The organism is Sphingomonas abietis (assembly GCF_027625475.1).
GTDB classification, from domain to species: domain Bacteria; phylum Pseudomonadota; class Alphaproteobacteria; order Sphingomonadales; family Sphingomonadaceae; genus Solisphingomonas; species Solisphingomonas abietis.
On sequence record NZ_CP115174.1, the window covers coordinates 581,537 to 604,184 of the forward strand.

25 protein-coding genes are annotated in these 22,648 nt (G+C 68.9%); 22 read left to right on the top strand and 3 right to left on the bottom strand.

All coding sequences use genetic code 11. The features are described from left to right. Nucleotides 1-71: 71 nt before the first annotated feature. The 8 genes from hutI to PBT88_RS02920 all read left to right on the top strand — a co-directional run bounded on the left by hutI (nucleotide 72) and on the right by PBT88_RS02920 (nucleotide 6,969). On the top strand, nucleotides 72-1,283 hold the full coding sequence (gene hutI / locus PBT88_RS02885) for an imidazolonepropionase (protein ID WP_270077739.1): 1,212 nt from the start codon (nucleotides 72-74) through the stop codon (nucleotides 1,281-1,283). Then, entirely contained in the window at nucleotides 1,280-2,809 is a 1,530-nt protein-coding gene (hutH, locus tag PBT88_RS02890) for a histidine ammonia-lyase (RefSeq protein WP_270077740.1), read from the top strand. Before hutI ends, hutH begins: the two co-directional genes overlap by 4 nt. Before the next feature lie 46 nt (nucleotides 2,810-2,855). Then, complete coding sequence (gene hutG / locus PBT88_RS02895) at nucleotides 2,856-3,668, top strand: N-formylglutamate deformylase (protein WP_270077741.1); 813 nt, start codon at nucleotides 2,856-2,858, stop codon at nucleotides 3,666-3,668. Then, a complete protein-coding gene (gene hutU, locus PBT88_RS02900; RefSeq protein WP_270077742.1) occupies nucleotides 3,665-5,335 on the top strand; it encodes a urocanate hydratase in 1,671 nt (556 codons plus the stop codon). Before hutG ends, hutU begins: the two co-directional genes overlap by 4 nt. A gap of 181 nt (nucleotides 5,336-5,516) precedes the next feature. Beyond that, nucleotides 5,517-6,050: a hypothetical protein gene (locus PBT88_RS02905; protein WP_270077743.1), complete on the top strand. Its 534-nt coding sequence runs from the start codon at nucleotides 5,517-5,519 to the stop codon at nucleotides 6,048-6,050. A 186-nt stretch (nucleotides 6,051-6,236) separates the two neighbouring features. Beyond that, nucleotides 6,237-6,443 carry a cold-shock protein gene (locus PBT88_RS02910; protein WP_270077744.1) on the top strand — a complete coding sequence of 69 codons (207 nt, stop codon included), beginning with the start codon at nucleotides 6,237-6,239 and terminating at the stop codon, nucleotides 6,441-6,443. Between the two features lie 144 nt (nucleotides 6,444-6,587). Next, nucleotides 6,588-6,740 (top strand): hypothetical protein, encoded by a 153-nt coding sequence (locus PBT88_RS02915; RefSeq protein WP_270077745.1) that lies wholly within the window; start codon nucleotides 6,588-6,590, stop codon nucleotides 6,738-6,740. Between the two features lie 28 nt (nucleotides 6,741-6,768). Further along, entirely contained in the window at nucleotides 6,769-6,969 is a 201-nt protein-coding gene (locus PBT88_RS02920) for a hypothetical protein (RefSeq protein WP_270077746.1), read from the top strand. A 285-nt stretch (nucleotides 6,970-7,254) separates the two neighbouring features. Here PBT88_RS02920 and rpmG read toward each other — a convergent pair whose 3' ends face one another. Next, nucleotides 7,255-7,422 (bottom strand): 50S ribosomal protein L33, encoded by a 168-nt coding sequence (gene rpmG, locus PBT88_RS02925; RefSeq protein ID WP_151953703.1) that lies wholly within the window; start codon nucleotides 7,420-7,422, stop codon nucleotides 7,255-7,257. A gap of 217 nt (nucleotides 7,423-7,639) precedes the next feature. Here rpmG and PBT88_RS02930 point away from each other — a divergent pair, with 217 nt between their 5' ends. The 7 genes from PBT88_RS02930 (at nucleotide 7,640) to PBT88_RS02960 (ending at nucleotide 12,194) form a co-directional block, all read left to right on the top strand. Then, complete coding sequence (locus tag PBT88_RS02930) at nucleotides 7,640-7,966, top strand: hypothetical protein (protein ID WP_270077747.1); 327 nt, start codon at nucleotides 7,640-7,642, stop codon at nucleotides 7,964-7,966. Nucleotides 7,967-7,991: 25 nt separating this feature from the next. Then, nucleotides 7,992-8,558 (top strand): TMEM165/GDT1 family protein, encoded by a 567-nt coding sequence (locus PBT88_RS02935; protein ID WP_270077748.1) that lies wholly within the window; start codon nucleotides 7,992-7,994, stop codon nucleotides 8,556-8,558. A 114-nt stretch (nucleotides 8,559-8,672) separates the two neighbouring features. After that, nucleotides 8,673-9,173 carry a Dps family protein gene (locus PBT88_RS02940; protein WP_270077749.1) on the top strand — a complete coding sequence of 167 codons (501 nt, stop codon included), beginning with the start codon at nucleotides 8,673-8,675 and terminating at the stop codon, nucleotides 9,171-9,173. A 117-nt stretch (nucleotides 9,174-9,290) separates the two neighbouring features. Further along, nucleotides 9,291-9,473: a DUF1328 domain-containing protein gene (locus PBT88_RS02945; protein WP_270077750.1), complete on the top strand. Its 183-nt coding sequence runs from the start codon at nucleotides 9,291-9,293 to the stop codon at nucleotides 9,471-9,473. 31 nt (nucleotides 9,474-9,504) lie between these two features. Beyond that, complete coding sequence (locus tag PBT88_RS02950; RefSeq protein ID WP_270077751.1) at nucleotides 9,505-11,130, top strand: cisplatin damage response ATP-dependent DNA ligase; 1,626 nt, start codon at nucleotides 9,505-9,507, stop codon at nucleotides 11,128-11,130. A gap of 162 nt (nucleotides 11,131-11,292) precedes the next feature. Then, entirely contained in the window at nucleotides 11,293-11,499 is a 207-nt protein-coding gene (gene rpsU / locus PBT88_RS02955; RefSeq protein ID WP_010126124.1) for a 30S ribosomal protein S21, read from the top strand. A gap of 122 nt (nucleotides 11,500-11,621) precedes the next feature. Further along, complete coding sequence (locus PBT88_RS02960; protein WP_270077752.1) at nucleotides 11,622-12,194, top strand: FKBP-type peptidyl-prolyl cis-trans isomerase; 573 nt, start codon at nucleotides 11,622-11,624, stop codon at nucleotides 12,192-12,194. Nucleotides 12,195-12,416: 222 nt separating this feature from the next. Here PBT88_RS02960 and PBT88_RS02965 read toward each other — a convergent pair whose 3' ends face one another. Continuing rightward, complete coding sequence (locus PBT88_RS02965) at nucleotides 12,417-12,857, bottom strand: CoA-binding protein (protein WP_270077753.1); 441 nt, start codon at nucleotides 12,855-12,857, stop codon at nucleotides 12,417-12,419. Between the two features lie 128 nt (nucleotides 12,858-12,985). Next, nucleotides 12,986-13,954: an Mrp/NBP35 family ATP-binding protein gene (locus PBT88_RS02970; RefSeq protein ID WP_270077754.1), complete on the bottom strand. Its 969-nt coding sequence runs from the start codon at nucleotides 13,952-13,954 to the stop codon at nucleotides 12,986-12,988. 32 nt (nucleotides 13,955-13,986) lie between these two features. Here PBT88_RS02970 and hflK point away from each other — a divergent pair, with 32 nt between their 5' ends. The 7 genes from hflK to PBT88_RS03005 all read left to right on the top strand — a co-directional run bounded on the left by hflK (nucleotide 13,987) and on the right by PBT88_RS03005 (nucleotide 22,571). Continuing rightward, nucleotides 13,987-15,156, top strand: a complete 1,170-nt coding sequence (gene hflK, locus PBT88_RS02975) for a protease modulator HflK (protein WP_270077755.1) — start codon at nucleotides 13,987-13,989, stop codon at nucleotides 15,154-15,156. A 5-nt stretch (nucleotides 15,157-15,161) separates the two neighbouring features. Next, entirely contained in the window at nucleotides 15,162-16,010 is an 849-nt protein-coding gene (locus PBT88_RS02980; RefSeq protein WP_270079155.1) for an SPFH domain-containing protein, read from the top strand. A 115-nt stretch (nucleotides 16,011-16,125) separates the two neighbouring features. After that, nucleotides 16,126-17,754, top strand: coding sequence for a Do family serine endopeptidase (locus tag PBT88_RS02985; protein ID WP_270077756.1), 1,629 nt, complete (start codon nucleotides 16,126-16,128; stop codon nucleotides 17,752-17,754). Between the two features lie 90 nt (nucleotides 17,755-17,844). Continuing rightward, entirely contained in the window at nucleotides 17,845-19,401 is a 1,557-nt protein-coding gene (locus PBT88_RS02990) for a helicase HerA-like domain-containing protein (protein ID WP_270077757.1), read from the top strand. A 75-nt stretch (nucleotides 19,402-19,476) separates the two neighbouring features. After that, nucleotides 19,477-20,670, top strand: coding sequence for a GGDEF domain-containing protein (locus tag PBT88_RS02995; RefSeq protein ID WP_270077758.1), 1,194 nt, complete (start codon nucleotides 19,477-19,479; stop codon nucleotides 20,668-20,670). 39 nt (nucleotides 20,671-20,709) lie between these two features. Then, complete coding sequence (locus PBT88_RS03000; protein ID WP_270077759.1) at nucleotides 20,710-21,690, top strand: isopenicillin N synthase family dioxygenase; 981 nt, start codon at nucleotides 20,710-20,712, stop codon at nucleotides 21,688-21,690. Beyond that, complete coding sequence (locus PBT88_RS03005; protein ID WP_270077760.1) at nucleotides 21,687-22,571, top strand: alpha/beta hydrolase family protein; 885 nt, start codon at nucleotides 21,687-21,689, stop codon at nucleotides 22,569-22,571. Before PBT88_RS03000 ends, PBT88_RS03005 begins: the two co-directional genes overlap by 4 nt. Nucleotides 22,572-22,648 lie beyond the last annotated feature (77 nt).

Sequence of the window (22,648 nt, forward strand, 5' to 3'; positions counted from 1 at the left end):
GCGATCAATTATGTCTATACATTATCGATCGACGGTGCCAGTCTTGATCCGTCGATCGAGCGGAGACGGACATGCGCTGCGACAGAATGTGGACCGATGCGCGTCTCGCGACGATGGCGCCATCCCCGGGCGGAGCCGGCCTCGGTATCGTCGAGGGCGGCGTCGTCGCGAGCCGCGATGGGCGTATCCTCTATGCCGGTGCGGCGGCCGACGCGCCGTCCTTCGATGCGAACGAGACGATCGCGTGCGAGGGGCGTTGGATCACGCCGGGCCTGATCGATGGCCACACCCATCTCATCCACGGCGGCGACCGCGCGCACGAATTCGAGCTGCGCTTGCAGGGCGCCTCCTATGAGGAGATTGCGCGCGCCGGCGGCGGCATCGTTTCGACCATGACGGCGACACGGGCGGCAAGCGAGGAGCAGTTGGTGGCCGCCGCATTGCCGCGGCTCGATGCGCTGATCGCCGAGGGCGTCACCACCGTCGAGGTCAAGTCCGGCTACGGGCTGGAGCGCGAGGCCGAACTGCGGATGCTGCGTGCGGCGCGGGCGCTGGGGCATTGTCGCCCGGTCGGCATCGCCACCACTTTTCTCGGTGCCCATGCGCTGCCGCCCGAATATGCCGGCGATGCCGATGGCTATATCGAGGCGGTCTGTACGCAGATGCTGCCGACGGTCGCCGCCGAGGGGCTGGCCGATGCGGTGGATGCGTTCTGCGAAGGCATCGGCTTCACCATCGCCCAGACCGAGCGAGTGTTCGCGGCGGCGACCGCGCTCGGCCTGCCGGTGAAGCTGCACGCCGAACAGCTCTCCAATCGGCACGGCGCCGCGCTGGCCGCGCGCCACGGTGCGCTCTCCGCCGATCATCTCGAATTTCTCGACGCGGCCGGCATCGCCGCGATGGCGCAGGCCGGCACGGTCGCGACCCTGCTGCCCGGCGCCTATTATTTTGTGCGCGAGACCAAGCTGCCGCCGATCGATGCGCTGCGCGCCGCCGGCGTGCCGATCGCGCTGGCGACCGACTGCAATCCGGGCACCTCCCCGCTCACCTCGCTGCTGCTGGTGCTCAACATGGGGGCGACCCTGTTCCGGCTGACCGTGGAGGAATGCCTGCTCGGCGTCACCCGCCATGCGGCGCAGGCGTTGGGGCTGTCTGCCGAGATCGGCACGCTGGAGGCCGGCAAGAGCTGCGATCTCGCCATCTGGGATATCGAGCGCCCCGCCGAACTCGTCTATCGCATGGGCTACAACCCGCTCCATGCGCGCATCTGGAGAGGCCATTGACCGACATCATCCTCGTGCCCGGCAGCGTGCCGCTGGCCGATTGGCGCGCCATCTATCGCGGCGCCACGCCACGGCTCGATCCGGCCTCGGCGCCGGTGATCGCCGAAAGCGCGGCGGCGGTGGCGCGCATCCTCGCCAAGGGCCAGCCGGTCTATGGCATCAACACCGGCTTCGGGAAGCTCGCCAGCGTCCGCATCGGCGACGAGGATCTCGCCACGCTCCAGCGCAACATCGTGTTGAGCCATGCCGCAGGGACAGGCGAGCCGTCGCCGGTGCCTGTGATCCGGCTGATGATGGCGCTCAAGCTCGCCAGCCTCGCGCAAGGCGCCTCGGGCGTGAAGCCCGAGACGGTCGCGCTGCTCGAGGCGATGCTGGTCAAGGGGCTGACGCCGGTGATCCCGTCGCAGGGCTCGGTCGGCGCGTCGGGCGATCTGGCGCCGCTGTCGCATATGGCGGCCGCGATGATCGGCGTCGGCGAGATGGTGTATGGGGGGCGCCGCTGGCCCGCCGACGAGGCGCTGCGCGAGGCGTCGCTCGCGCCGCTGTCGCTCGGCCCCAAGGAGGGGCTGGCGCTGCTCAACGGCACGCAATTCTCCTGCGCCAATGCGCTGGCCGGGCTGTTCGAGGCGGAACGGCTGTTCCAGTCCGCGCTGGTGACGGGCGCGCTGTCGACCGAGGCGGCCAAGGGCTCCGACACGCCGTTCGATCCGCGCATCCACGCGCTGCGGCGCCATCGCGGCCAGATCGAGACGGCGGATGCGCTGCGCACGCTGATGGCGGGCTCGGCGATCCGCGCGAGCCATCTGGTCGACGACATCCGCGTGCAGGATCCCTACTGCCTGCGCTGCCAGCCGCAGGTGATGGGCGCCGCGCTCGACGTGCTGCGCCAGGCCGCGACCACGCTGGAGACCGAGGCCAATGGCGTCTCCGACAATCCGCTGATCTTCCCGGAAGCCGACGAGGCGCTGTCGGGCGGCAATTTCCACGCCGAGCCCGTCGCCTTTGCCGCCGACATCATCGCGCTGGCGATCTGCGAGATCGGCTCGATCGCCGAGCGGCGGATCGCGATGCTGGTCGATCCGGCGCTGTCGGGGCTGCCGGCGTTCCTGACGCCCCGGCCGGGGCTCAATTCGGGCTTCATGATCCCGCAGGTGACGGCGGCGGCGCTGGTCTCCGAGAACAAGCAGCGCGCCACTCCGGCGAGCGTCGATTCGATCCCGACCTCGGCCAACCAGGAGGATCATGTCTCGATGGCGGCGCACGGCGCACGGCGCCTGCTGGAAATGGCGGCGAACGCGCAGGCGGTGATCGGGATCGAGCTGCTCGCCGCGGTGCAGGGCTGCGACTTCCATGCGCCGCTGCAGTCGAGCGAGGCGCTGGAGGCGGCGCGCGCGCGGCTGCGCGGGCAGGTGCCGCATCTCGACGACGACCGCCATTTCCACCCCGACATGGAGGCGGCGAACGCGCTGGTGCGATCGGGCGCGCTGATCGAGGCGGCGGGGCTCGCCCTGCCGGGGGTGGCATGATGGGGGCGACGGACATTCCTCCCCGAGTTCACTCGGGGAGGAATGTATGACGTCCTTCCTCGACATCCATCGCGGCACCGCGCCGCTGATCGTCGCCTTCCCGCACACCGGCACCGATCTGCCGCCCGAGTTGGACGACGCGTTCGTCTCGCCCTGGCTGGCGCGGCGCGACGCCGACTGGTGGATCGACCGGCTCTACGCCTTCGCGCACGATCTCGGCGCGACGACGGTGCGCACGCGGCTGTCGCGCAGCGTGATCGACTGCAACCGCGATCCCTCGGGCGTCTCGCTCTATCCCGGCCAGACGACGACGGGCCTGTGCCCGACCGAGACGTTCGACGGCGAGCCGCTCTATGCGGGCGATGGCCCCGACGACGCCGAGATCGAACGCCGGCGCGCCGCCTATTTCGATCCCTATCACGCCGCGCTCGCCACCGAGATCGATCGCCTGCGCGCGACGCATGGCACGGTCGTGCTCTACGACGCGCATTCGATCCGCAGCCGCATCCCCCGCCTGTTCGAGGGCGAGCTGCCGCAGTTCAACATCGGCACCAACAATGGCGCGACCTGCGGCCCGGCGCTCGCCGAGGCGGTGACGGCGATCTGCGACGCCAGCGGCCACGATTATGTGCTCAACGGCCGCTTCAAGGGCGGCTGGACGACGCGCCATTATGGCCGCCCGGCCGACGGCGTCCACGCGATCCAGATGGAGCTGTCGATGCGCGGCTATATGGCCGATCCCGCCGAACTGCCCACCCCCGACAGCTGGCCGACACCGCTCGATCCCGAGCCCGCCGTGCTGCCGACGCTCCGCACCATCCTCGCCGCTGCGCTTGCTTTCGCGAAAGGCCCCGCATGACCCGTCTCGACAATAGCCGCACCATCAAGCCCGCCACCGGCACCGAATTGTCGGCGAAGAGCTGGCTGACCGAGGCGCCCTTGCGGATGCTGATGAATAACCTTCATCCCGACGTCGCCGAGCGGCCCGAGGAGCTGGTCGTCTATGGCGGCATCGGCCGCGCCGCGCGCGACTGGGAGAGCTACGACCGGATCGTCGAGACGCTCCGGCGTCTGGAGGCCGACGAGACCTTGCTCGTCCAGTCGGGCAAGCCGGTCGGCGTGTTCCGCACGCACGAGAACGCGCCGCGCGTGCTGATCGCCAACTCCAACCTCGTCCCCCAATGGGCGACCTGGGAGCATTTCAACGAGCTCGATCGCAAGGGTCTCGCGATGTACGGCCAGATGACCGCGGGCTCGTGGATCTACATCGGCACGCAGGGCATCGTGCAGGGCACCTACGAGACCTTCGTCGAAATGGGGCGCCAGCATTATGGCGGCGACCTCACCGGCCGCTGGCTGCTCACCGCGGGTCTCGGCGGCATGGGCGGCGCGCAGCCGCTCGCGGCGGTGATGGCGGGGGCGTCGTGCCTCGCGATCGAATGCCAGCCGAGCCGGATCGAGATGCGGCTGCGCACCGGCTATCTCGACAAGCAGGCGGCGACGATCGACGAGGCGCTGGCGATGCTCGGCGCGGCCAAGGCGGAAGGGCGGCCCGTGTCGATCGGCCTGCTCGGCAACGCCGCCGAACTGCTGCCCGAGATGTTCGCGCGCGGCATCCGCCCCGACCTGCTCACCGACCAGACCTCCGCGCACGACCCGGTCAACGGCTATCTGCCCGCGGGCTGGACCGTTGCCGAATGGATCGAGGGCCGCGAACGCGAACCCGAGAGGGTCGCCGTGGCCGCGAAGAAGTCGATGGCGGTGCATGTGCAGGCGATGCTCGATTTCCAGGCGGCGGGGGTGCCGACGGTCGATTATGGCAACAACATCCGCCAGGTCGCCAAGGACGAGGGCGTCGCCGACGCCTTCGCCTTCCCGGGCTTCGTCCCCGCTTACATCCGCCCGCTCTTCTGCCGCGGCATCGGCCCGTTCCGCTGGGCGGCGCTCTCGGGTGATCCCGAAGATATCTACAAGACCGACGCCAAGGTGAAGGAGCTGCTGCCCGACAACGCGCCGCTGCATCGCTGGCTCGACATGGCGCGCGAAAAGATCAAGTTTCAGGGGCTGCCCGCGCGGATCTGCTGGGTGGGGCTGGGCGACCGGCACCGGCTCGGGCTCGCGTTCAACGCGATGGTGGCGTCGGGCGAGCTGAAGGCGCCCGTCGTGATCGGCCGCGACCATCTCGATTCGGGCTCGGTCGCCTCGCCCAATCGCGAGACCGAGGCGATGAAGGACGGCAGCGACGCGGTCTCCGACTGGCCGCTGCTCAACGCGCTGCTCAACACCGCGAGCGGGGCCACCTGGGTGTCGCTGCACCATGGCGGCGGCGTCGGCATGGGCTATTCGCAGCATAGCGGCATGGTGATCGTCGCCGACGGCACGCCCGAAGCGGCCAAGCGGCTCGAGCGCGTGCTGTGGAACGACCCCGCCACCGGCGTGATGCGCCACGCCGACGCGGGCTACGACATCGCGATCGACTGCGCGCGCGAGAAGGGGCTCGATCTGCCCGGCATCCTCGGCGGCTGAACGCCCGCGCGCCCGCAAAGATCGCTTTGCGGGCGCGAACCCGCCGCTATGATGCGTGCCGTTCGCCGGGCGTCGCCGCTGTTGGAGTGGCGACGGCTCGGAAGGATTTCTCATCGCGCATTGTCATCCCCCCGCTGTTGATCGGCTCGCATTCGATCGACCCGCTTTCGACCGTGCCGCCATGGCGCGGGCCGCGATAGACCGGGCCGGCGTCACGCTCCGCGATGGCGCGCGCTTTCTCGGGGCCGGGCTGGGCGGACGCTGGGCCGGGCTGATCGACGGGCCGTCGCGCGGCAAGGTGCTGGGCAATGGCCTGCGCGAGCTCGATCGCTTCCTGAGCGTCCTGCTCGGCGAGATCGCGGCCTTATATTGTGACGGGGAGGAGCAGGATCGCTTCGATCGCCTCCGCAACACCGCGCGCAAATTCGAATCGCTGTGCGCCCTACTCGGCCGCCCGCCCCACGAACTGGCGCGGCTGCGGGCGATCGGGCGCTGCCGCGATTGCCTGTTCCACACCGGCGGCATCGTTCGCCGGGCCGACGATCGGGGCGGGGCGAGCATGACCATCGGCTGGCCGGGGCAGGGAGGGCACCATGTCGTGGCGCTCGGCGCGATCCTGCCCGTCACCGCCGAGGATCTGACCTCGATCTGCCGTTTCTACGAGGCGACGGCCGATGCGATGATGGGCCTGATCGACGCACGGTTCGCCGCCTGATCGCGTGCCGATCGCGGTCGGCCGGGGTCGGCAAGGTTGCTATTTCGCCGATTCGGGTCCATATCAGCATCGCTAACGTCGCCTGCGACGGATTTGGATGCCGCAGGCATCGTCTTCCCTTCCTCGCTTCCTGGCCTCGCGGGTCGCTTTGCCCGCGGGAATTCCTGTACGTGAAAGGGAACCATCATGCCGATCGGCACCGTTAAATTCTTCAATGCAGACAAGGGCTATGGCTTCATCGCGGCCGAAGATGGCTCGGGCGACAGCTTCGTTCACATCAGCGCCGTCGAGCGCGCCGGCATGGCCACGCTCGAGAAGGACCAGCGCGTCCGCTACGAGCTCGAGGAAGACCGCCGCGGCAAGCAGGCGGCCGTGAACCTCCAGCAGGCCTAACGGCTTTGCTATCGGGCGGGTGCGGTTCGCCGCATCCGCCCGACAGGTTCGGCCAGACCGGCCGGGCCGCACCACGGGCCAGCAACACGGATTCACCGTGAGCGCCCATTCCCCCTATCGCGCGACCCATCGCGCCAAGGACTTATGAACTTCATCACATCCATTTCGCGTCGTTCCGATTCTTCGATTTCTCATTTTCCGGCCCACCGCGCACCATCCGCGTCGCGCACTTCGGCCCCTCCGGGTACGCTGTCCCGCCGCGAACTGCGCCAGATCGTCGCCGATCTGCTGGGCTGAGCCCTCACCCCGTCCCGGGAGCATCACCATGTCGACGACCAGCGATTTCTATCTCGCCCGTGCCGCGGAATGCGCGCAGGACGCCGATGCCGCCCTCCTCGACAATGTCCGCGATCGCTGCCGCCGCTCCCAGGCGGCCTGGCAGGAGATGGCGGATCGGGTGATCCGGGGCGAAAAGATGCGCGATACGCTCGAAGCCGCGAAGGCGGCCCGCGAACCGGCTGCCTGACCGGCGGCATCGCCCGAGCCGTCGCGCAATCCGGGGACCGGCATCCGATTGCCGGATCGCCGGTGTGCTCCCTGCTTTGCCATGACGTCCCTGTAGGGATGGCCCTGTCCGGTTTGGCTGTCCGCGCTGGCTGAACGCCGGGCGGCGTTGGCGCCTGGTCGGCTTTTGCCCGCGCGATCCACGGACGAATCTCAAACGAAAACGCCGCCCGAGCAAGCTCGAACGGCGTATCCGGCCCGTCGATGCGGGCCGCACGGTCAGGCGGGCATCGCGCCCGCCGGCCGCTTACTTGATCTTGGCTTCCTTGAACTCGACATGCTTGCGCACGACGGGATCATATTTCTGGAAGCTCAGCTTCTCCGTCTTGGTGCGCGGGTTCTTCTTGGTGACATAGAAGAAGCCGGTGTCGGCGGTGGAAACGAGCTTGATCTTGACGGTCGTCGGCTTGGCCATGATGCCCTCTGATAATCCTGAGCGCGTTTCGCCGCCGCCGGAAGGCCGGGCACGCCGAATCGCCGAAAAACAAAAAAGCGGCGCTGACGCCGCTCCATCGGGCGCGCTCCTGCGGCAGGGAGCGTCTTCTGTCAAGAGCGGAGCCTGAACCCCGGCCTTTAACCGCACTGCAATGCTCCTGCGCTAGGCTGCGCGCCGTGACAAGTGGAGAGCGGTGATGGGCGTACAATCGAGCGAAGGAATGATGCTGGTGCGCGCCGATCTGTGTGGCCGGCTGGATGCGCTCGAACAGAGCCTGGCCCGGCGGGGATCGATCGGCGCGTCCGGTCAGGCCGCCGCGATGGCGGGGCTCGCCGCCGATTTCGGGCTCGCCCCGGTGCAGCGCCTCGCCGAAGGCTTGGCCGTCGCGCTCGATTCGGGCGGCCGCGGCGCCGCGATCGGCCCGTGGATCGAGCGCCTGCGCGACGCGATCGGCTGCGAATCGGTGGACGATGTCGCCGGCACCAGCTGGCTGGCCTCGGTCTGGGTCCGTCTCGCCGGATGATCCCGTTTCGGGCAAGGCGTGCCTGATGGACGCGCTGGTTCCCGCCTTCATGGTCGCTCTGCTCGCCGAATTCGGCGATCGTACCCAGTGGCTCGTGATGCTGCTGGGCGATCGCTTCCGCACGCCGGCGGCGGTGATCGCGGGCATCGCGCTCGCCGCGGTCCTCAACATGGCGATCGGCGGCGCGGTCGGCATGGAGATCGCCGCCTATATCCCGCACCGCCCGGTCCAGCTGATGACCGGCGTCGGCCTGATCCTCGCGGCGAGCGGCGCGCCGTTCCGCGTCAAGCCGCCGCCGACCGTCGCGACGTGGAAGCTCGGTGCCTTCTTCTCGTCGGCCGGCGCCTTCTTCATCCTCGCTTTGGGCGACAAGACCCAGTTCGTCACCGGCGCGATCGCGGCGGGCAGCGGCTCGCCGTGGCTGGCGGCGGCGGGTGCGGCGGCGGGCGTCACCGTCGCCAATGTCCCGGCCGTCCTGCTCGGCGAGCGCTGGTCGCAGATCGTGCCGCTGCGCGCGATCCGGATCGCGGCGGGCGTGCTGCTGGCGCTCGCCGGGATCGTGCTCGTGCTGAAGGCGCTCGAAATCGCCTGACCGCCGATCCGATCACGGCGATCGGATAAATTCCCCCCTTGTTGCGAACCGTTCGGCTATACATTCGTTATGGCAACGAACCGATCACACACCGATCACAAGGAGCATGAACCGATGGCTGACACGCCTCCCGCCAAGCTGGACACCCCCACCGACATCAAGACCAACCAGGCGGCGACCGTCGCGGATGCGCTGAACGCGATCCTGGCGGACAGCTTCGCGCTGTACCTCAAGACCAAGAATTTCCACTGGCACGTCTCGGGCCCGCACTTCCGCGATTACCATCTGATGATGGACGATCAGGCCGCCCAGATCCTCGGCACCACCGATGCGATCGCCGAGCGCGTGCGCAAGACCGGCAACACCACGCTGCGCTCGATCGGGGACATCAGCCGTCATCAGCGCATCAAGGACAATGACCAGGATTTCGTGTCGGCTGAGGCGATGCTGGCCGAGCTGCGCGAGGATAATCTGGCGCTGGTCGAGTCGCTGCGCGACGCCAAGGACATTGTCGACGAGGCACGGGACAACGCCACGTCGGGCATCCTCGACGAGTGGACCGATCAGGCCGAAGAGCGCGCCTGGTTCCTGTTCGAAGCCAGCCGCAAGGCCTGACCCACGGGCTGAAAAAGGCGCTTCGGCGAGCTTTTTCAGATCTCTCCCCGGATCGCGGTGGAACGCCGTCGCGATCCGGGTCGTTGTTTCCCCGTTATCAACTGGGGAATATCGACCATGATCGGCGCAGCCTTCACCTTTCTCATCATCGGCCTGATCGCCGCCCTGTTGGGCTTCACCAGCATCGCCGGCGCCTCCTTCGCGATCGCGAAATTCATCTTCGTCATCGCGCTGGTGATCTTCGTCGTGCTGCTGGTGCTGGGCCTCAAGGCCGGCAAGGCCGTGGCGGACAAGCTCTAAGTCCCGGCGAGGCGCGCAGGGCGATCTTGCAATGCGCGCCTTCGCCAAACTGCTCGACGGGCTGGTCTATACCCGCTCGCGCAACGCCAAGCTCAAGCTGATCGCGGACTATCTGCGCGCCACGCCCGATCCCGATCGCGGCTGGGCGATGGCGGCGCTGACCGGCGCGATCGACATCAAGGCGGTCAAATCCTCCGCGATCGGCGACATGGTACGCCGGCGCGTCGATCCCGAACTCTTCGCGATGAGCCGCGATTTCGTCGGCGATCTCGCCGAGACGGTCGCCTTGATCTGGCCGGTGCCGGACGGCGAGCCGGCCGATCTCGATGACGGCTCGCTTCCCATATCCACTGCGATCGCGCGGCTCGACGCGGCCCCCCGCGCCAAGGCCGGCGACGAACTGGCGGCGATGCTCGACCATCTCGATTCGTCGGGCCGCTATGCGCTGATCAAGCTGGCGACCGGCGCGCTGCGCGTCGGCGTCTCCGCCCGCCTTGCCAAGACCGCGCTGGCCCAGGCCTTCGCGCTCGACGTCGATGAGGTGGAGGAGCTGTGGCATGGGCTGGAGCCGCCTTATGCGCCGCTGTTCGACTGGGCCGAGGGCCGGGGCGCGCGGCCGGCGCCCGAGGATAGGCCGGTCTTCCGCCCGTTCATGCTCGCCCATCCGCTCGAAGACACGGTGGTCGATCTCGCCGACTATGCCGCCGAGTGGAAATGGGACGGCATCCGGGTCCAACTCGTCCATGTCGCCGGACCAGCCGGGGCGGGCGAGACCCGCCTCTACAGCCGCGCCGGCGACGATATCACCGCCAGCTTCCCCGATGTCGCGGCCGCCTTCTCGGTGGCGGGCGTGCTCGACGGCGAATTGCTGGTGCGGGGCGAGGGGCAGGGCCGTGCCGAGCATGGCGGCGAGACGGCCAGCTTCAACGCGCTCCAGCAGCGACTCGGCCGCAAGGCAGTCTCGGCCAGGATGCAGGCCGAGCTGCCCGCCTTCGTGCGGCTCTACGACATCCTGTTCGACGGAGCCGAGGATGTGCGCGCGCTGCCGTGGCATGAACGCCGGGCCCGCCTCGAAGCCTTCGTCGCGCCGCTGCCGGCCGATCGCTTCGACATCTCCGCCTTGATCGAGGCGCCGGATTTCGCGGCACTGGGCGACATCCGCACCGGCGCGCGCGATGCCGCGATCGAGGGGGTGATGCTCAAGCGGCGCGATTCGCCCTATGTGGCGGGCCGCAAGACCGGGCTGTGGTATAAATGGAAGCGCGATCCGCTCGTCGCCGATTGCGTGATGATGTACGCCCAGCGCGGCCATGGGAAGCGATCCAGCTTCTATTCGGATTATACCTTCGGCTGCTGGACGGCGCCGCCCGAGGAGGGCGGCGAGCTGCTGCCGGTGGGCAAGGCCTATTCGGGCTTCACCGACGAGGAGCTGAAGGGCCTCGATCGCTTCGTGCGCAACCATACGACACAGCGCTTCGGGCCGGTGCGTGAGGTCGAGAAGACGCTGGTGCTGGAGGTGGCGTTCGATTCGATCCACGAATCGAAACGCCACAAATCCGGCCTCGCCATGCGCTTCCCCCGGATCAGCCGCATCCGCACCGACAAGCCGGCGCAGGAGGCCGATCTGATCGACACGCTCCGTCGGATGATCGCCTGAAACCCTGTGCCCGAACCTTGCCCCGAATCATATTCACTGCTAGGGCGCGCGCTTTCCGGCCGTGGGGATGTCTCCACGACCGCAACTTTCGACGTGCTGGCGTGGTTCTGCGAGGCATAGGGCTTCGGTTTCCCACGCGGCCGGCTGGAGATAGACGGGTTTATGCAGATCATCGTTCGCGACAACAATGTCGACCAGGCGCTCCGGGCCCTCAAGAAGAAGCTCCAGCGTGAGGGCGTCTATCGCGAGATGAAGCTTCGCCGCCATTACGAGAAGCCCTCCGAGAAGCGCGCCCGCGAGCGTGCCGCCGCGATCCGTCGCGCGCGCAAGCTCGAGCGCAAGCGTGCGGAGCGTGACGGCGTCCGGTGATTCCGGCTCGGCCGCAAGGCCGATCCTGATTCTTCGCCCGAAGCGCTGGCTAAAGCGCTGGACGTGATCGAACGGGCGGTGCAGAAGCCGCCCGTTTCCGTTTATTCGCTGCGAGGCCGTTCATGTCCGAAGTCACCGCCGTTCCCCTGCGTCCCGTCGCCAAGGGCACGCTGACCAAGATCTGGCTCGGTGTAGGCGTTGCCGTGGTGATCGGCATCGGCCTCGCCTGGGCCGGTACGGCCAAGCAGGTCGCGATGGGCCAGCCGCCGAGCATGTTCCTGGCCAAGAACGCCAAGAAGCATGGCGTGGTGACGACCGCTTCGGGTCTCGAATATGAGATCCTGTCGCCGGGCGACGGCAAGACGATCCCCGGCCCGCAGGACGTGGTCAAGATCGACTATGACGGCAAGCTGCTCGACGGCAGCACCTTCGATTCGACCGCGCAGCATGGCGGCCCGGCCGCGATGCCGGTGGCCGGATCGATTCCGGGCTTCTCCGAAGGCCTGATGCTGATGAGCCGTGGCGCGCGCTACCGCTTCTGGATTCCGCCGCAGCTCGCTTATGGCGAGCAGGGCGCCGGTGACGGCATCATCCCGCCGAACAGCGTGCTCCAGTTCGACGTGACCCTGCACGACATCGCCTCGCAGCAGCCCGGTTACGGCACGGCCGGCATGGGCGGCGCACCGCAGCAGTAACGGCTTAGCGGGGCATCGCCGGGCGGCTGCCGAGGCGGCGCCCGGCGTGGGGGGCGGCGGCGTAGGGCGTCCGGCAGGAGCTGAACCGCCTCACCCCCAACCGTTCGCACTGAGCCCGTCGAAGTGCGTGCATGAAGCGTGACGTTTGCGGCACGTCCTTGGGCAAGCTCAGGACGAACGGGGGCGATCCCCACTCATCGCATCATGCTTAGGTCGTCGGCCTCACGTCGCCGCCGGCTCGATCCGGTCGATGCCGAGGCGCGGGATCTCGATCGCGGGGCAGCGGTCCATCACCACCTGTAGGCCGGCGGCCTCGGCGCGGGCGGCGGCAGCCTCGTTGACCACGCCGAGCTGCATCCACACTGCCTTGGCACCCGCCGCGATCGCCTCGTCCACCGCGTCGCCGGCCGCTGCCGAATTGCGGAAGATATCGACCAGATCGATCGGCTCGCCGATCTGCGCCAGCTCGCGCCAGACATATTCGCCATGGATATGCTCGCCGGTGATCTGCGGATTGACCGGGAACACGCGATAGCCATGCATCTGGAGCGCCTGCATCACCCCATAGCTCGGCCGGGTCGGGCGATCGGAGATGCCGATCAGCGCGATCGTGCGGGTGGTCGACAGCAGTTCGGCGATATCGGCATCGGCGGTGAGCGGCATGGGGCGTCTCCTCGGGCCAGGGGGTCTATCTAACATCTGCCCCAACATCTGGCGATGCCGATCCGCTCCCTCGGTCGCGACCGCCCGGTCCCCCGCCGGGATGTCGGACGCCGGGGTGTCGGGAGCGGCTATCGGGACCGGATCGCCGCCGCTACCTGCTCAGCGATGCGCAGGAACGGCTCCGCCCCGGCATCGTCGCGGGCGGCGGGCGGCTCGCCGGCGTCGGACGCGCGGCGGATCGCGATGTCGAGCGGCACCCGGCCGAGGAACGGGATGCCGAGCCGGGCCGCTTCGGCCTCGGCGCCGCCCGATCCGAACGGATCGGATATCTCGCCGCAATGCGGGCAGGCATAGCCCGCCATATTCTCGACGATGCCGATGATCGGGATGCCGGCGGTGTTGAACAGGTCGATCGCGCGGGCCGCGTCGATCAGCGCCAGATCCTGCGGGGTCGAGACGATCACCGCGCCCATCGGCCGATGCTTCTGGATCATCGAGAGCTGGACGTCGCCGGTGCCGGGCGGGAGATCGACGACCAGCGTGTCGGTCTCGCCCCAGCGCGCGTCGACCAGCTGGCCGAGCGCGCCCGACGCCATCGGCCCGCGCCACGCCAGCGCCTTCTCCGGTGCGACGAGCTGGCCCATCGACAGCATCGGCACGCCCCATCGGGTCGGGATCGGATTCAGCTGCTTGTCCTGCGCGGTCGGCTTCTCGCCCTCCGCCGCCATCAGGCGTGGCTGCGAGGGGCCATAGACGTCGGCGTCGACCAGCCCGACCCGGAAGCCGAGCCGGTGGAGCGCGATGGCGAGATTGGCCGACAGCGTCGACTTGCCGACCCCGCCCTTGCCCGATCCGACCGCGATCAGCCGCCGCTCGGGCTTCTCGGCGGTCTGCACCACGCGGACCTCGCGCACGCCCGCCACGGCGAGCAGCAGGCGGCGCACCTCGGCCTCCAGCGCATCGCGTTGCTGCGCGTCCATGCCGGACACGTCGAGGATCACGCTGGCGACACCGTCGCCCGAAATGCGCGGCGGGGCGACCCGTGCGGCATCGGGGAGGGTGGCGAGGGCGGCGGCGAGGAGGGCGGAGTCTGTCATGATGCCGCAGCGCATAGGCAGAGCCGGCCGCGATGGCACTATTTTTCCTCGGCCGGCCTTTCTATAATGGCGGGATGATCGAAGATATCGGGCACGCCGCCCGCGACACGCCCCCAGCGCTCCTGAACGAAGAGGGGCCGTGGGGTTCCGGTGAGGACAAGGCGCCGGGCGGCCGCAAGAGCGGCGCGTCCGGCAGCGAAGCCGATGGCCCGCGCAATCCGTGGACTCAGCCGGCGCGCCGCAAGCCACGGTCCCCCAAGGGCGACGGCCAGCCCTCCCTCGAGGAGCTGATCCGGCGTGGCCGCGAGCGTTTCTCCGGCGGATGGGGCGGCGGACTGTCCGGCGGCGGTCGCCCGATGTGGGGCTATGCGCTCGGCGCCTTCGTCGTGCTGTGGCTGATCACCACCTGCATCCACCGCATCGATCCGCAGGAGCGCGGCGTGATCACCCGCTTCGGCCGCTATGCCGGCATCCTCCAGCCCGGCGTCGGCCTCACGCTGCCCGCGCCGATCGATGTCGTCACGCCGGTGAATGTCGACAAGCGGCGCAACTTCGACGTGCCGGCCTCCGGCGGCCCGAACCTGCTGCTGACCCGCGACCAGAATCTGGTGAACCTCGTCTATACGGTGAACTGGTCGGTTCGCGATCCGGAACTCTATCTGTTCAACGTCAGCGGCGTGCCCGAGGAGATGGTCCGCAACGTCGCCGAAAGCGCGATGCGCGAGGCGGTGGCGCGGCTGCCGCTCGCCGATCTCACCGCGCCGAATCAGACCGATCTCGCCGATCGGGTGGCGGCGCGGGTGCAGGATCTGCTCGATCGCTACCATGCCGGGGTGCAGGTGCAGGGCATCACCATCCGCGAGGCCGAGCTGCCCGCGCAGCTGTCCGATGCGGCCAAGGATGCCGCCGACGCGCAGACTGCGGCCCAGGCCGCGATCGCGGCGGCACGCGGCGACGCGGCGGCGGCGATGGCCGATGCCGATGTCCAGACCAAGACCTTCGACAAGGTGTATCAGGCCTATCGCCTGTCGCCCGAGGTGACGCGGACCCGGATGTATTACGATACGATGGAGGCGGTGCTCGCCAAATCCGGCAAGGTCGTCGTCGATGCGCCGAACGCCCATGTCACCCTCCCGGCGCCGGCGGCGCCGGCCAAGCAGCCTGCTCCTGCCTCCGCAGCCCAGCAGGGAGACGGCCAGTGACCGCGATGACCCGCATCCTGCGCAATCCGATCGGCTGGGCGGCGTTGCTGATGCTGTTCGTGCTGGCCTGCGCGAGCGTCTTCACCGTGGTGCCCGAAACCAAGCAGGCGCTGATCGTGCGGATGGGGATCCCGCGGGCGGTGGTGAACCTCTATCGCGCCGATCAGGCATTCGGAGAGACCGGTGCCGGGCTGATCGCGCGGGTGCCGCTGCTCGATCAGGTCGTCTATATCGATCGGCGCGCGCAGACGGTGGAGCTGGAGAATGCGCCCCTGCTCGCCGCCGACGGCCAGCGGCTGACGGCGGATGCCTTCGCGCGCTACCGGATCGTCGATCCCACCCGTCTCTTCGAGCAGACCCATGGCGATCCGCACCGGATCGGCGATACGCTCAAGACGGCGCTGGCAGCGGCCTTGCGAACCGAGCTCGGCCGTCTGCCCGCCCGCAGCCTGCTCGCCCCCGAGGGCACGCCCCAGATGCGGGCGGTGGCGGCCGCGCTCGATCGCGTCGCCCAGGGTTATGGCGCGCGGGTGAGCGAAGTGCGGCTCGATCGGGTCGATCTGCCCGATGGCGCGCCGTTCGATGCCGTGATCGCGCGGATGCGCGGCGCCGGCGATCAGAATGTCGCCGCGATCCGCGATGCCGGCGCCCGGCAGGCGGCGGCGATCCGCGCCGACGGCGATGCCCGCGCCGCCAAGGCCTATGCCGACGCCTTCGGGCAGGATCCGCAATTCTACGATTTCTATCGGGCGATGCAGTCCTATCAGAAGACGCTGGCCGACGGATCGACCCAGTTCGTGCTGTCACCCGATAGCGAATATTTGCGCCAATTCCGGAGCGGTGGGAAACAGTGACCCCCATGGCCCGTTCAAACCGCGTTCAGGCGGCGGCCCGCAGCCTTTGCGGCGCCCATCCCGGCAAGCCGAACTTGTTTTCCTGAGCCATTTTCCCGTGGGGAGGCCAATACCCGTGCGTTACGCCTATGCCATTACCGCCGCGCTGCTTGCCGGCGGCGCCGCCGCGACCTTCACCATGCAGCAGCCCGTCGGCGCGCAGGTCGCGCAGAATGCCGGTTCGCAGGCCCATGGCCCGATCGGTGGCCCTGCCAGCTTCGCGGATCTGACCGCACGTCTCTCGCCGGCGGTGGTCAATATCTCCACCACCCAGCGGGTGAAGGTGCCGCAGCAGCAGAACCCCTTCGCCGGCACGCCGTTCGACGATCTGTTCCGGCAGTTCAACGGCGGCGGCAATGGCGGCGGGGACGATGACGACAATAGCGGCGGCAACAATGGCGGCGGCAGCGGCAATGGCGGCTCGTCCGGCAACGGCAAGCCGCAGACCCGCGAGGCGATGTCGCTCGGTTCGGGCTTCATCATCTCGGCGGACGGCTATGTCGTCACCAACAACCACGTCATCGCGGGCGATCCCAATTCGGCCGAGAGCAAGGGCGCGACGCTCGAATCGGTGACGGTGACGCTGCCCGATCATACCGAATACAAGGCGCGCGTCGTCGGTCGCGACCAGACCGCCGATCTCGCGGTGCTCAAGATCGATGCGCCCAAGCCGCTGCCGTTCGTGCAGTTCGGCGATTCGACCAAGACCCGCGTCGGTGACTGGGTGATCGCGATCGGCAATCCGTTCGCGCTCGGCGGCACGGTGACGGCGGGTATCGTCTCGGCGATCCACCGTTCGATCGGCCAGGGGCCTTACGACCGCTACATCCAGACCGATGCGGCGATCAATTCCGGCAATTCGGGCGGCCCGATGTTCGATATGGCGGGCAACGTCGTCGGCATCAATTCGGCGATCTACTCGCCGTCGGGCGGCAATGTCGGCATCGGCTTCGCCATTCCCGCCGAGGAGGCCAAGCCGGTCATCGACGTGCTGATGAAGGGCGGTCGCGTGAAGCGCGGCTATCTCGGCGTCGCGATCCAGACGGTGACCGACGACATCGCCTCGGCGCTCGGCCTGCAGAAGAACCATGGCGAGATCGTCGGCCGGGTCGAGCCGGGCTATGCCGCCTCGAAGGCCGGCATCCAGTCGGGCGACGTGATCGTCAAGGTCAACGGCACCGACGTGACGCCGGACAACACGCTCTCCTATCTGGTCGCCAACCTGCCGATCGGCTCGCGCGTGCCGATCGAGCTCTACCGCCGTGGCCAGAAGCTGACGGTGACGGCGGTGATCGCCGAACGTCCGCCGGAAGACGTGCTGGCGGGCCAGCTCGGTGCCACTGACGATGGCGACGACAATGGCGGCGTCGACAAGAAGGCCGAAGCGCAGAGCAAGGCGGCGTCCTCCGCACTCGGCCTCGGCCTCCAGGCGCTGACCCCGCGCATCGCCCAGCAGCTCGGCGTGTCGGGCAGCACCCGCGGCGTGGTGATCGCCTCGGTCGATTCGTCCAGCGATGCCGCCTCCAACGGGCTCAAGCGCGGCGACGTGATCCTGTCGATCAACCAGCAGCCGGTGCTGACCGTGGGCGCCGCCGCCCAGGTGATCGCCGATGCGCAGAAGGCCGGTCGCGATACCGTGCTGTTGCAGGTCCAGCGGGGCACGCAGCAGGCGATCTACATCGGCGTGAAGCTGCAGAAGAAGTAAGCGCGACACTCGTGCTATGAGGAACGGGGTCGGCCGCGAGGCCGGCCCCGTTTCGTATCCAGGGAAGGGCAGGGCGTGGTCGATCAGGGCGTGGTGGATCAGAACGGGGCGGATCAGGACGGTATCTTCATCGGTGCCAGCGCCGATGGCCGGCGGCAGAGCCTGGTGTTCCAGCGCGCCAACCGCCACGGCCTGATCGCGGGCGCCACCGGCACCGGCAAGACCGTCACCCTCCAGGGCATCGCCGAGGATTTCTCGCGGGCCGGCGTCCCCGTCTTCCTCGCCGACGTGAAGGGCGATCTCTCCGGCATCGCGATGGCCGGATCGCCGACCGCCAAGACCCACGACGCCTTCGCCCAGCGCGCGAAGGAGATCGGCGAGGCCGACTGGTCCTATGCCGACAATCCCGCGATCTTCTGGGATCTGCTCGGCGAGCAGGGCCATCCGATCCGCACCACCGTGTCCGAGATGGGGCCACTGCTGCTCGCCCAGCTGCTCGACCTCAACGAGGTGCAGGAGGGCGTGCTGACCGTCGCCTTCACGCTCGCCGACAAGGAGGGGCTGCTGCTGCTCGATCTCGACGATCTCGGCGCGATGCTGGGCGAGATCAGCGCCCGCGCCGACGAGCTGGCGACCACCTACGGCAATGTCTCCAAAGCTTCGGTCGGCGCGATCCAGCGGGCATTGCTCCAGCTACGCAGCCAGGGCGGCGAGCATTTCTTCGGCGAGCCGGCGCTCGACATCCATGATTTCATGCTGCTCGACGAAAAGGGCCGGGGCCAGGTCTCGATCCTCGCCGCCGACAAGCTGATGGCATCGCCGAAGCTCTACGCCACCTTCCTGCTGTGGATGCTGAGCGAGCTGTTCGAGGCGCTCCCTGAAGTGGGCGATCCCGACAAGCCCAGGCTCGTTTTCTTCTTCGACGAGGCGCATCTGCTGTTCGATGCGGCGCCGCCGTCGCTGCTCCAGAAGGTCGAGCAGGTGGTTCGCCTGATCCGCTCCAAGGGCGTCGGCGTCTATTTCATCACCCAGAATCCGATCGACGTGCCGGATACGGTGGCCGGGCAGCTCGGCAACCGCGTGCAGCACGCGATCCGCGCCTTCACGCCCAAGGACCAGAAGGCGGTGAAGGCCGCCGCCGAGACCTTCCGCGCCAACCCCGGCGTCGACGTCGCCAAGGCGATCATCGAGCTCAAGACCGGCGAGGCGCTGGTCTCGCTGCTCCAGCCCGATGGATCGCCGGCGCCGGTCGAGCGCACCCTGATCAAGCCGCCGCGCAGCCGGGTCGGCCCGATCACCCCGGCCGAGCGGGCGACGCTGCGCGCGCTGTCGCCGGTCGGCGGCAAATATGACACGCCGGTCAACCGCGAGTCCGCCTATGAGAAGCTCGCCGCCAAGGCGCAGGCCTCGGCCGCCGCCGCGCAGGCCGCCCCCGCTCCGGCCGGCCGGGCGCCCGCTACGGCCCCGCCGTCGGTGTGGGACAAGGCGCTGACCTCGGCGACGCGCGCGGCCTCCTCCTCGATCGGGCGGCAGATCGCCAACCAGGTCGGCAAGCAGATCTTCGGATCGGGGCGCGGCGCTTCGGGTGGCGGCCTCGCCGGATCGCTGGTGCGCGGTGTGCTGGGCTCGCTGATCCGCAATATTTAGCGGATTACGTCGCGAAATTTCCCTCTCGTTAACGGACGCGAGCCTAAATCCTTTAGACGAAAGTCGGGGAGCGACGTGATCCAACAGACCGCCACCTACAGTCCGCCCGTCACCAGACTGGGGCGTTGGCTGGTCGAACCCGGTGTAGATGTGCCGGCGGAGATCCGCCCGATGCTGCTCGCCGGGCTGTTCGGCACGCTGGTGATCTTTTTGGGTGGCGTGTTCAACACGGTGGCGGTGTCCGCCGTGGCGTCGTGGCGCCATCCGGAACCGCTGTTCATCGGCTGGGCCTTCTACGAGATGATCCTCGGCGGCATCCGCCTCTATGTGCTGCGCCATGCCCGGCGCAACGCCGTCAGCGGCGGCAGGACGTATACCGATGCCTATGTGATCCTGGCACTGCTCTGGGCGATCGGCGTGGGCTATGGCAGCCTCGTCGGCCTGCTCAGCCGGGATTGGCTGATCGGCGGCATCACCACCATCTCGGCGGCGGCGATGGCCGGCGGCATCGCCTTCCGCAATTTCTACGCGCCGCGGCTGTGTACGGCGATGGTGATCCTGAGCTTCGGCCCGGCGGCGATCGGCGCGGCGCTGTCCGGCCAGTGGGAGCTGTGGATCTTGGTGCCGCAGGTGCCGGTCTATCTGTTCAGCCTGTGGGCGGCGATCCGCGGCCTCAACGGGATGCTGGTGCGGACGACGGCGGCCGAGCGCGAGAATGATCGCCGCGCCAGCCACGATCTGCTGACCGGCCTCGCCAATCGCGCCGGGCTGGAACGCGCGATCGTGGCCTGGCAGCATCGCGAGGATCGGCGCGGGCCGCTCGCTTTCTTCTATCTCGATCTCGATGGCTTCAAGGCGGTCAATGATCGCCACGGCCACGCCGCGGGCGATGCGCTGCTGCGGATGGTCGCGGCGCGATTGCAGGCGCTCGCCCCGGTCGGCGGCACGGCGGCACGGATCGGCGGCGACGAGTTCGTGCTGCTGGTGCCGGAGGCCGATCGCGGCGGCACGCTGGGCCGCGCCGAGCGGGTGATCGCGGCGATCGCCAACCGGCCCTATGATCTCGACAATGGCGTATCGGTGAGTGTCGGCACCAGCATCGGCATCGCCCGGCTGCCCGATCATGGGCATGATGTCGCGACCCTGATGTCGGCGGCCGATGGCGCGCTCTACGAAGCCAAGGCGCGGGGCCGCTGCCGCGCCGCCATCGCCTCGGCGCCGGCGTTGCGGATCGCGGCGGCCGCGCCCCGCCGCGTCGCCACCGTCTGAACGCTTTCCCTCGCGCCCTTCGGGGATTATCCCGGGGGCATGGACAGCATCACCATTCCCCCTGCCACCCCCGCCACGGGCGCGCCGCCGGCGGCGGTCGCCTCCGTCTCGCTGGCCCGCTTCGCCGACGATCGCGCGGCCTTCGCGCGCGAGCTGGGTGATTCCTTCGAGCGCTACGGCTTCGCCGTCATCGCCGATCACGGCATCTCGGCCGAGCTGATCGGCCGGGCCGAGGATGCCGCGAAAGCGCTGTTCGCGCTGCCCGAGGCGGTGAAGCGGGCTTACCATATTCCCGGCACCGGCGGCGCGCGCGGCTACACGCCGTTCGGCATCGAGACCGCCAAGGACGCCACCGCCGTCGATCTCAAGGAATTCTGGCATGTCGGCCGCGAACTGGCGGACGGGCATCGCTATGGCGGGCAGATGGCGGCCAATCTCTGGCCGCCGGAGCTGGCCGGTTTCCGCGACGTGATGCTCGAGCTGTTCGCGGCGTTCGATGCGACCGGCGCCCGGCTGCTCGAGGCGATCGCGCGCTATCTCGGCCTCGCCCCCGATTTCTTCGTCGATCCGGTGGCGGATGGCAATTCGGTGCTGCGCCTGCTCCATTATCCGCCGGTGACCCACGACGGCCCTTCGATCCGGGCGGGCGCACATGAGGACATCAACACCATCACCCTGTTGCTGGGCGCCGAGGAGGCGGGGCTGGAGATCCTCGATCGCGACGGCCAGTGGCTGTCGGTGACGCCCAAGCAGGGCGAACTGGCGGTCAATGTCGGCGACATGCTCCAGCGCCTGACCAACAACCGGCTGCGCTCGACCACCCATCGCGTCGCCAACCCGGCCTCGGCGCGGCGCGGCCATGCGCGCTACTCGATGCCGTTCTTCCTGCATTTCCGGCCGGACTATCTGATCGAGACGCTGCCGGGCTGCATCGATGCCGATCATCCGAACCGCTATCCCGATCCGATCACGGCGCACGACTATCTGATGCATCGGCTGCGCGAGATCCGATTGCTGTGAAGGCGCTGGCCGCGCTTGCGCTGATCCTGGGGAGCCCGGCGATGGCGGCACCGATGCACTATGCCGATTTCCAGCGGCTCGCGCAGCCGCCGGCGCCGGGGCCGATCCTCGCCTACGGCGCCGATCCGCTCCAGCATGTCGAGCTGTGGAAGCCGGCCGGCAAGGGGCCGTTCCCGGTCGTGCTGATGCTCCATGGCGGCTGCTGGCAGACGGCGGTGGCCAGGGCGGACATCATGCACCTGCTCGCCGCCGACCTGGTGAAGCGCGGCATCGCGGTGTGGAACGTCGAATATCGCGGCGTCGACGTGCCCGGCGGCGGCTATCCCGGCACCTTCGCGGATGTCGCCGCCGCCGCCGATATGCTCGGCCGCGACGGGCCGAAGCTCGGGCTGGATACGAAGCATGTCGTCGCGATCGGCCATTCGGCCGGCGGCCATCTGGCTTTATGGCTGGCAGGGCGGCACAACATCGCCCGGACCAGCGCCCTGTGGAGCGCGCATCCGCTGCCGATCGCGGGCGTCGTGAGCGCGGGCGGCCTGCCCGATCTGGCGCAGGCCAAGGCGGACGCGACCGAGGCCTGCGGCGTCGATACCGTCGACCGGCTGGTCGGCCCGGCCACCGCGCGCCACTGGGACGTCTATGCGGACACCTCGGCGGTCGCGCTCGTCCCGCTCGGCATTCCGCAGCATATGGTGGTCGGCGCCCAAGACCCGATCGCGCCGCTGCCCTTCTCCGAATCCTACCGCAAGGCCGCGGCGGCCAGGGGCGATGCGGTCACCGTCAGCCGCATCCCCGATTCAGGCCATTTCGAGCTGATCACGCCGACGACGGCGGCCTGGCAGGCGCAGGTCGGGATGATCGAGGCGATGCTGAAGCCTTAGCCCGATCGACATTCGGCCTGCTCGTACTCCTGCGAAAGCAGGAGCCCAGGGCTTCGGGCGTAGCGGGCGTCACTTGG